At 74.1% G+C, this 8,342-nt stretch carries 8 protein-coding genes; 4 read left to right on the plus strand and 4 right to left on the minus strand.

Going from position 1 to position 8,342, the window contains the following annotated elements; translation table 11 throughout:
• Nucleotides 1–365: 365 nt before the first annotated feature.
• Both LCD35_RS28765 and LCD35_RS28770 read left to right on the plus strand, forming a co-directional pair.
• Nucleotides 366–746: a hypothetical protein gene (locus LCD35_RS28765; RefSeq protein ID WP_224957378.1), complete on the plus strand. Its 381-nt coding sequence runs from the start codon at nt 366–368 to the stop codon at nt 744–746.
• Nucleotides 747–1,225: 479 nt separating this feature from the next.
• A complete protein-coding gene (locus tag LCD35_RS28770) occupies nt 1,226–2,200 on the plus strand; it encodes a bile acid:sodium symporter family protein (RefSeq protein WP_224957357.1) in 975 nt (324 codons plus the stop codon).
• Between the two features lie 284 nt (nt 2,201–2,484).
• Here LCD35_RS28770 and LCD35_RS28775 read toward each other — a convergent pair whose 3' ends face one another.
• Nucleotides 2,485–3,432: a hypothetical protein gene (locus LCD35_RS28775; protein WP_224957359.1), complete on the minus strand. Its 948-nt coding sequence runs from the start codon at nt 3,430–3,432 to the stop codon at nt 2,485–2,487.
• 283 nt (nt 3,433–3,715) lie between these two features.
• Between LCD35_RS28775 and LCD35_RS28780 the strand changes: the two genes are divergently transcribed.
• Both LCD35_RS28780 and LCD35_RS28785 read left to right on the plus strand, forming a co-directional pair.
• Nucleotides 3,716–4,591 carry a universal stress protein gene (locus tag LCD35_RS28780; protein ID WP_224957360.1) on the plus strand — a complete coding sequence of 292 codons (876 nt, stop codon included), beginning with the start codon at nt 3,716–3,718 and terminating at the stop codon, nt 4,589–4,591.
• Nucleotides 4,592–4,620: 29 nt separating this feature from the next.
• Nucleotides 4,621–5,052 carry a universal stress protein gene (locus tag LCD35_RS28785; RefSeq protein WP_224957361.1) on the plus strand — a complete coding sequence of 144 codons (432 nt, stop codon included), beginning with the start codon at nt 4,621–4,623 and terminating at the stop codon, nt 5,050–5,052.
• A 308-nt stretch (nt 5,053–5,360) separates the two neighbouring features.
• Here the strand turns inward: LCD35_RS28785 and LCD35_RS28790 are convergent, their stop codons facing one another.
• The 3 genes from LCD35_RS28790 to LCD35_RS28800 form a co-directional block, all read right to left on the minus strand.
• Complete coding sequence (locus tag LCD35_RS28790) at nt 5,361–6,176, minus strand: universal stress protein (RefSeq protein WP_225045241.1); 816 nt, start codon at nt 6,174–6,176, stop codon at nt 5,361–5,363.
• A 329-nt stretch (nt 6,177–6,505) separates the two neighbouring features.
• On the minus strand, nt 6,506–7,408 hold the full coding sequence (locus LCD35_RS28795) for a universal stress protein (protein ID WP_224957363.1): 903 nt from the start codon (nt 7,406–7,408) through the stop codon (nt 6,506–6,508).
• 167 nt (nt 7,409–7,575) lie between these two features.
• Nucleotides 7,576–8,208 (minus strand): universal stress protein, encoded by a 633-nt coding sequence (locus LCD35_RS28800; RefSeq protein WP_225045242.1) that lies wholly within the window; start codon nt 8,206–8,208, stop codon nt 7,576–7,578.
• Nucleotides 8,209–8,342 lie beyond the last annotated feature (134 nt).

The following is an 8,342-nucleotide window of genomic DNA, read 5'->3' on the forward strand; positions in this document are numbered from 1 at the left end:
CACCGCCCCGCCGCCCGCCAACCCACATCGTGGGCGCGGGTGTGGCCCCCCGCGCCCCCCAAAAACCCGCCGCGGTCGTTGGGGGCCCCCGCGGGGGCCCCCCCCCCCGGGGCGCAATTCGACCCGGAGCGCTCCGACCACGAGTTCACCCTGGTCGTCGCGGACTGCCACCTGCCGACGTTCGGCCGCGTCCTGACCGACCTCGTCCGCGGGCACGCGCCGCACGTGCGGCTGAAGTTCCAGCACAGCACCGCCCACATCGTCGCCCGGGCGTCCGAGCACCTGCGCACGGTCGACGGCATCGTCCTGCCGCAGGGCGTGCTGGTGGACTTCCCGTCCCTGCACCTCTACCGGGACCGCTGGGTGTGGCATCGGCGGGCACCACCGCGGAAGCCGTCGAAGCCGATTTCGCCGAGCGGACCTGGGTGGTGGCCTACCAGCCGCCGTTCTCCGCGCTCTCGCCGATGCCCAGCCCGCTCGCCGGTGGTGCGCGGCTCGACGTCGCGGTCATCACCGAGAACTTCCTGTCGGTCCCGCACCTGGTCGCGGGCACCGACCGCCTCGGCCTGATGCCGGAGCGCATCGCCCGCACGCACTCGGGCCCGGGCATCAGCATCGTCGAGCTGCCCGTCGAGCTCGGGTACCTGGTCGAGTCCTTGTGGTGGCATCCGATGCACGAACGCGACCCCGCCCACGCCTGGTTGCGGCGCCTGGCGGCCGAGGCGGGACGAGCCCTCGATCGGTGAGCCCGCAGCGGCGGGCCTGGCCCATTCCGCGTGCGGGTTCGGATCGGCGGGCTGGTGGGGCCTCTTCCACCGCGGTCGGACGCCGCTGCCGCGCGGTGCGGTGATTCGCGGCCGCGGCCGCGGCACCGGTCGGCGGCCTCCTGGCGAGGAGCCTCGCCGGCCGTCACCGCGCCGGAGTCCGGCCGTCCGTGCGCGCTCAGCGAGGTCGTGATCGATCGGCGGGGCGCTCGTCCGTCGCATCCGGACTCCCGCGGCCGCCGTCCCGGGCGCACGGACAGCACCGACCCGAGAACCGAGCGTTGGCGGACCGGCCCGCTCGTGGGCGAAATCCGTCCCGGACGGAAGGGGAATGCGAGATGGTCCGCGATCGCGCCCCGCGGCCTGGAGGCCGTCGGCCCGCGTGAGGTAGCTTCGCCTCGCCACGCGGTATCGACCGTGGTATCGGCAGCGTGACCGGGGCTGCCCGGTGTGGAGGAACGATGATCTCGCGCATAGGCGCATTCAGCCAGCTGGTCGGCCGCTGGTTCCCGCTGATCGTGTTGATCGCCGGGGCGATCGCGCTGTCCTTCCCGAGCACGTTCGCCGGGTTGACCTCGGTGGTTCCCTGGCTCCTCGCGGTGATCATGCTCGGGATGGGCATGACCCTCGAACCGCGGGATTTCGCCTACGTGGCGCGCCGTCCGGTGGCGTTCGCGATCGGGGTCGTCGCGCACTTCGTGATCATGCCGCTGCTCGCCTGGCTGCTGACCCTGGTCCTCCCGCTGAGCCCCGAGCTGGCGGTCGGCGTGATCCTGGTCGGTTGCGCGCCGAGTGGTACTTCGTCGAATGTGATGGTGTTCCTGGCCAAGGGGGACACCGCGCTGTCGGTGGCGATGAGCAGCGTGTCCACCCTGGTCGCCCCGGTCGTGACGCCGTTCCTGGTGCTCTGGCTGGCCGGGAGCTACCTGCCGGTGAACCCGACCGAGCTGATCGTCGAAATCCTGCAGATCGTGCTGGTCCCGGTGATCCTCGGCTTCACCTTGCGGCGGATCGCCGGAACCGTGGTGGCGAAGGCGCTGCCGGTGCTGCCGCTGATCTCGGTGATCGGGATCACCGGCGTCGTGGTCGCCGTGGTGTCGGGCAGCGCGGACAAGCTGCTCAGCGTGGGGCCGATCGTGGTGCTCGCGGTCGTGCTGCACAACCTGCTCGGCGTCGTGCTGGGCTACGTGGCCGCCCGGGTGGTCGGCATCGACGAGGCGGCCCGGCGCGCGATCGCGCTGGAGGTCGGCATGCAGAACTCCGGCCTCGCGGCCAGCCTGGCCTCGACCTACTTCTCCCCGGTCGCGGCGCTGCCCGGCGCGATCTTCTCGGTGTGGCACAACATCTCCGGCTCGCTGGTCGCCACCTACTGGGCCCGACGCCCCGCCGCGGTCACCGGGACCGAACCGAGTCGGCAGGCGAGCAACGAGGTGTGACCTCGGCGGCTCAGCGCACCGGCCGGGCACCGCGCCGCAGCCCCTGAGCCGCGGGCCAGCACATCGGGACGCTCCCCGGCGTCATCCGGTCCGCCACCGCCCGTTCCCTCGGGCTCGGTGAACGTCGATCCGGATTCGACGCAGACGGGTCGTGGATGGTGCGGCGCCGGGACGTGCAGTCGTTGCGCCCGCGGCGTGTCCTCCGAGCAGGGCACGAGCCGGAGGGGAACGGCGGAGGGTCAGTCGCCCCCGCCGCGCATCCAGGTGCAGCGTTCGAGCACCCGTCAGGTCTCGTGGCCGAAGCGCATCAGGATGTGCGGGAACCCGTCGAGCTCCAGTTCTTCGGCGAGCGCCGTGCGCACTTCGCGCAACCGGAGCGGTTGGGTCATCACCGACGCGGCGATCCCGCGCGAGGTCGCCTCCAGCCACACGAGTTCCAGCGCTCGACCGATCCGCTCGTGATCGTCCGCGGTGTCACCGGTGCTGCAGAGGACGAGTGCGGAGTCGTGCTCGAAGCGTGCCGCAAGCAGCGTCTCGTCGGGAAGTCTGGTGCGGTCGGTCACCAGGCCGACGGCGGGAAGACCGCGCCGGCCCAAGGAGCTCTCCGCGATGCCGGATTCCGGCTCCTGGCCGCCGGGTTCGTCCTCGTGCACGATCCAGTGGGCGAGTTCGCGCTGGTATGCGTCGTCGTCCTGCATCACGCGCGCCGCGTAGCCGAGCGAGCGCGCCACCGCGTGCGCCTCGGCCGTGTCCGTGATCCAGTGCGTCTCGCCGCGAGCGAGCCCGGCGGCGGCCCCCAGCGAGGTGCGTTCGGCCGGAGACAGCTGCCGTCCCGGGAAGGTGCCCCGGTAGCTGCGCCGGTGCTCGATGGCGGCGAAGCGACGTTCGGTCTCCTGCCCCGGGTGCGTCCGGTGGGCCGCGGTGACCGTCGTGATCGCTCGGTCGCACCCGGGTTCCGCCACCTCGTGCACGTCCGGGACCAGGCCGAGGTGTTCCACCGCCAGCAGGAGGTTGGTCAGTGCGGTGCCCATCGAGAGCTCGCGGTCGCGTCCCAGCGGATCGTGCTCGTCGAGCAGGTCGACCGGGTGCCTGCGCAGTTCGGCCACGTCCTCGCGGACCGCGAACGTCCAAGGCCGTGCGTTGTGCACGGACGGGGCCGCCTCGACCGCGGCGTTCAGCACTGCGCGCTCCGGGGCGCTCCACACGTGCGCGCGGGGGTTCCGCTCCGCCATCACCTGGACCGTTCCTCGTTCCGGGCGCCGGGGCTCGCCATCGCCCACCGCTCCTGGCCGACGTCGGGCTCGTGTCCTCGCATACCGCACCACCTGCGTTCCGTCCTTCCGGGCGCAGCACCCAGGATGTGCCACGTCCCGGGGGCACGGCAGGGTCGTTGGGCCCCGGAACGACCTCTCCGGGACTCTCGACCCTGTCCCCCCGGGCATGCGGTGGGTGCACTCTGATGCCGTGCCGGAGGGTGTTCGCCGGGGCCGGCGATCGACGCGGGGGGAGTGCACCGTGGTGGAACGGACGGTGGTGACCGGGATCGACGGGTCGTCCTCGGCCCTCCGCGCCGCTCGCTGGGCGGCCGGGGAAGCGCGCCGGAGGTCGGCGCGACTGCACCTGCTGCACTGCGACGTGAAGTCGCTCGTCGTCGTGCCCGACGCGCCGGTCGTGCCACCGCGGCAGATGTTCCTGGACAGCGTTCGGGAGGAAGCCGAGGAGTCCCTGCGCCTGGCGGAGGAGCAGGTGCGCGAGGTCGCGCCCGACGTCGTCGTGGAGACCGAGTTCCGCATGGAGGCTCCGTCGAGCGGTCTCGTGGAGCAATCCCGGCGAGCGGAGCTGGTGGTGCTGGGCAGCCGCGGGCTGGGCGGATTCACCGGGCTGCTGATCGGTTCCGTGGCCATCGCGGTGGCGGCGCACGCGCAGTGCCCCGTCGCGGTCGTCCGCGGCGAGCACGAACCGGACGGGACCGAACCGGTCGTGGTCGGAGTGAGCGGGTCCCGGCACGACATCGCCGCCCTCGGTTGCGCTTTCGGGTTCGCGGCAGCGCGGGAGGTGCCCCTGCACGCGGTCCACGCCTGGCACTCCCTGGCCGGCGACGAGGCGCGACTGCGACACCGGGTCGACGACGGATGGGCGGTGACCCGGTCCGACGAGGAGCGCTTGCTGACCGAGGCGCTGGCGGGCTGGTCCGAGGAGCATCCCGATGTCGTGGTGCAGCGCTTCGCGCCGCTGGACAAACCGGTGCGGGCCTTGCTCTCGCACGCGGAGCGAGCGCAGCTCGTCGTGGTCGGAGCTCGTGGACGGGGAGGTTTCACCGGGTTGGTGCTGGGGTCCACGAGCCAACAGCTGGTGCAGCACTCGCCGTGCCCCGTGGTGATCGCACGGTGAGGAACGTGCCGGGCGGGGAGGAGGCGACGATGACCGAGGCCGACCGGATTCTGGTGGGTGTCGATGGTTCCCCCGGTTCGCGGGCCGCGCTCCGGTGGGCGTTGGGCTACGCGGACCGCGCCGGAGGCGAGATCACGGCGCTGATCGCGTCCGGGATACCCGCGATGATCGACATCGCGATGCCGCTGCCCGGTGAGGGAGCGGCCGAGCACGCGGCCGCGGTGTTGCGGCAGGCCGTGGACGAGACGCGTGCCGACGACGGCCGCCACGTGCGTCGCCTCGTCATCGAGGACCACGGCGCCCCCGCGCTGCTCGCCGAGGCGGCGAGCGCCGACCTGCTGGTGGTCGGGCACCGCGGTCGCGGGGGATTCGCCGGCGCGCTGCTGGGTTCCGTCGCGCAGCACTGCGTCCGCCACGCGCCGTGCCCGGTGGTGGTGGTCCGCGACGTGCTGAGCTCGTGAGGCCCTCTGCCCGTGACGCGTCACCGAGGTGCGGCGGGACCGGGGAACCGCTCCGCGTTCGCGAGGTCGCGGGCGCACACCGCGCAAGTTCGCTGCCGCGCGCTTCGGCGAAGGCCAACTCCGGCGGCTCACCGCTCCAGGTGGGCGACCGGTATTCCTTCGGTGGGAACGGATTCCCCGGGCAGCCCGGAGACCTGCGTTCGTGAAGGGTCCTCCGATGCGTGCGGCGGCCCTCGCCGCGTTCCCGCCACAGCAGTGGCAGGAATCAGCCGGTGATGCCGGGCTGCGCGGGAGTTCGTCGGCCGGAGTCACCGAACGACGGCCACCGGGCATCGCGCGTGGTGCAGCACCCCCGAGGCGACCGATCCCAGGAACAGGCCGCTGAAGCCACCGCTGCCGCGATGACCGACGACCAGCAGCGGGGAGGTCGCGGCCGCGTCGACGAGAGCGGGTACGGGATGCGCGAGCACGGCGACGGCGCGTGCGCGGAGTCCCGGGTACCGGTTCGTCCACTCGGCGAGCTGCTGGTGCGCGTGCTGCTCGATCCGCAGCTGCGTCTCGTCGCGCTCGGCCGGAGGAAGCGAGGGCGCGAGCAACCCGGCCTCGTGCCAGGCCTGCACCGCCAGCAGTTCGCATCCCCGAGCCGCCGCGGCGTCGAGGGCGAAGCGCAGCGCGTTGTCGATGCCGGGGGAGTCGTCCAGACCCACCACGACCGGTCCGCCGGAGTGCTCGACGTCGCCGCGCACCACTACCACGGAGCCGGAAGCCCGGGTGGCCACCTCGGAACTCACCGAACCCAGCAAGGCGTCGGCGAATCCGCCGAGCCCGCGCGAGCCCAGCACCAGCAGCCGGGCGGCTTCCTCGGCGCGCAGCAGCCCCTCGACGGGATGACCGGCACGGACCTCTGCACTGACCGGCGCGTCCGGCGCCGCCTCCCGGCAGGCGGCCGCGGCCTCGCGCACGGCTTCGCCCGCGGAACCATCTCGGGCGGGATCGTCGTTGATCAGCAACACGTGCAGCCGCGTGCTGTGGCGCCGGGCTTCCCCAGCCGCCCACTGCGCTGCCTCGATGGAGCGGACCGAACCGTCGACGCCTGCCACGATCGCGTTCTCGGGCTGCGACATGGCGATGCCTCCTCGCCTCGACGTGCCTTCGCGGGTGGTCGGCCCAGCCGGGCCCCTCGCACGACGTCGCCAGGATGGCGCAACGGCCACCACCCGCGCAGGGACCGAAAGTCCTCGCGGGACGCGGGCACCGCGTTCATTGCTCGGCGAAGTCGCGCAGGAGTTCGCGTGCGGTCCGGCCCGGCGCGGGGGACGGTGGTCGCGGGTTCCGGTGGCCAGCCCGCGCGCACGCCCAGTCGCGGATGCTCCAGCCCGGTCGGGACCTCCTCGCGGATGGCGGCGCCCCGGTCGAACCGCCCGGTCGTGGGGGCGGGAAGGCCCGGAGTCGATCAGGAAGGCGGCCTCCCGCGCACCACCAGGACCGGACAGGGGGCGTGGTGCAGGAGGGCTTGGCTGGTGGAGCCGAGCAGCAGCCCGCTGAACCCACCGCGCCCCCGAGCGCCCACGACGACGAGCCGGGCCCCGTCGGCGCGGGCGAGCAGCGCGCCCGCGGCCGAGCCACGTTCGACGAAGCGGTCCACCACGACGTCCGGGTACCGCTCGCACCAGCCCGCGAGCAGCTCCGCCAGCAGCAGCTGCTCGCGGTGGCGCACCTCGTCCTCGGCCGGGCCCACCCGCAGCCACGTGGCGTCGACGCCGACGATGTCCCAGGTGTGCACGACGTGCAGCGGGGCTTCCCAGGCCGCGGCCGCCTCGAACGCGTGCGCCAGGAGGAGTTCCGCCTCCCGCGAACCGTCCAGGCCCACGACCACGGGGCCGTCGACCAGCCCCTGCCCGCGGTCGCTCCTGCCGCGCACCACCGCCGTCGTGCTGTGGCTGTGCGCGGCGACGGCCAGCGCGACCGAACCGGCCAGCAGGCCGGTGAAACCTCCCAGACCTCGATCACCGACCACCACGAGCTCGGCGCCGCGCGATTCGTCGATCATCACCGATGGCGGGGTGCCGGGGCACGACTCGGTTTCCACGGGCACGCCGGGGCTTTCCGAACGCGCGGAGTCGGCGGCCTCCGCCAGCCACTTCTCCACCTCGACGCGCACCGGCGCGTGGTGCTCGCGAGGCCACGGCAGCCCGGGGAGCTCCGGGAGCACGGGCAGCGCGAACACGTCGGCGTAGACGATCCGCAAGGTGGTGCCCCGCCGAGCGGCCTCTCGGGCCGCCCACCGCACGGCACCGCGCGCGGTCCCCGAACCGTCGATGCCCACGACCACCGGATCTCGGGCGTCTCCGCTCATGTCGTCCCCCTGTTCCGGCTCGACACCCCGCAGCGAGGGGGCGAGCGCACCCGGCGCCTGCGGCGAACCGCTCGAACCCGGCCACGTTCGACCGTGCGCGATTCCTGCGCCGCCCGCCTCTCAGCAGGAGATCAGGCGCGCGCCTCGCATCGGCACCACGTCGGCGCTCACGCGGGAGGACGGACGACCAGCAGCGGGCAGGGCGCGCAGTGGGCGAGCGCCCGGCTGGTCGACCCCAGCAGCATCCCGGTGAAACCGGCATGGCCACGGCTGCCGATCACGAGCAGTTCGGCGCGCGCCGCGTGGGCGAGCAGCGCCCGGACGGGGCGGTCGTGCTCGACCGAACGGTGCAGCTCCACGTCGGGGAAGCGCTCGGTGGCTCCGGCGAGGCGTTCGGCGAGCAGGCGGTGGGCATCCCGTTCCCGGTCGGGGTCCGAGATGTCGGAGGTGAGGTCGTTCCAGTCCTCGGCGGCGACCTCGCGCCAGGTGTGCACGGCCAGCAGCGGAACTCCGCGCAGGCCGGCCTCGTGCAGAGCCCAGCGGAGGGCGTGATCGGCGACCCCGGCGGAGTCCACGCCGACGACGATGCCGCCATCCCGGCCGGGCCCGCGCGACTCGCGCACGACCGCCACCGGGCAGGCGGCGAGCGCGATCGCCGCCTCCGCCGTCGAGCCGAATTCGAGCCGCGCTCCTGACTCGTCGAGCCCGTGGCTCCCGACGACGAGCAGGTGCGCCGCGGTCGACTCCGCGACCAGCCGCTCGGCCGCGTCGCCGCGCTGGACGTCCCCGCGGCCGTCCACGGCCGGCGCCCCCCCGGGGGGGGCCCCCCCCGGGGGGGGGGGGGGGGGGGGGGGGGGGGGGGGGGGGGCGGGGGGGGGCCGCGGGGGGGGGCGGGGCGGATGGGCGGCCCGGGGCCCCCGGCCCCCCCGCCCCC

The sequence above is a fragment of the Saccharopolyspora sp. 6V genome, from assembly GCF_020176785.1.
GTDB classification, from domain to species: Bacteria; Actinomycetota; Actinomycetes; order Mycobacteriales; family Pseudonocardiaceae; genus Saccharopolyspora_C; species Saccharopolyspora_C gregorii.